Annotated in this window: 1 protein-coding gene; it reads left to right on the top strand. The window is 76.4% G+C overall.

Annotated features, from left to right (window positions below; genetic code table 11):
- Nucleotides 1-132: 132 nt before the first annotated feature.
- Nucleotides 133-902, top strand: a 770-nt coding sequence (locus VTU_RS0106360) for a uroporphyrinogen-III synthase (protein ID WP_010102261.1), incomplete at its 3' end; no start/stop codon positions are given.

The following is a 902-nucleotide window of genomic DNA, read 5'->3' on the forward strand; positions in this document are numbered from 1 at the left end:
GGTGCGCGCGCAATCGAGCGCGCCCGTCGCCACCCTGGCGCAGGCCGAGGCGCTGGGCAGCGCCGTCGCCCGGCGCCTGCACGCCGGTGGCGCCCGGGGCAGCGGCCCGGCCCCGGACGGGGCACCGACGCCATGCCCCCCCGGGTGATCGTCACGCGGCCCGCCGACGCCGCCGCGCACTGGGTGCGGCAACTGGGCGCACGCGGAATCACCGCCGCCGCGCTGCCGCTGATCGGCATCGGCCCCTGCACCGACCCCGCTGCGCAGCAGGCGCTGAGCCAGGCCCGCGCGCGGCTGGCGCAGCACCACTACCGGGCGCTGATGTTCGTCAGCGGCCACGCCGTGGCCCATTTTTTTGCCCCGAATGCTCCGAATGGGCCGTCGATGGCGCCGGATGTTCATTCCCTGGTTGCGGCAAAAACGCGGGCCTTCGCGCCCGGCCCCGGAACGCTCCACGCGCTCGTTCTGGCGGGCGTCCCGCGCGCCTGCATCGACGGCCCCGCGCCCGACGCGGCGCAATTCGACTCCGAAGCGCTGTGGCAGCAGGTGGCCCCGCAAATCCGGCCGGGCGACCGCGTGCTGATCGTGCGCGGGCGCTCCCGGGGCGCCGAAGACGCCGTGCAGGGCACGGGCCGGGACTGGTTTGCGTGCCAGATCGAGGCGGCCGGCGGGCAGGTGGAATGCGTGGTGGCGTATGAACGCAGCGCACCCCGGCTCGGCGCCGCGCAGCGGGCGCTGGCGCAGCAGGCGGCGCAGGACGGATCCCTCTGGCTGCTGAGCAGTTCCGAAGCCGTGGCCCACCTGGCCGCGGCCCTGCCGGCCCAACGCTGGGCCGCGGCGCAGGCCCTGAGCACGCACCCGCGCATCGCGCAAGCGGCCCGGGCGCTGGGTTTTGGCCGCGT

The sequence above is a fragment of the Verminephrobacter aporrectodeae subsp. tuberculatae At4 genome, from assembly GCF_000193225.1.
GTDB lineage: Bacteria > Pseudomonadota > Gammaproteobacteria > Burkholderiales > Burkholderiaceae_C > Acidovorax > Acidovorax aporrectodeae.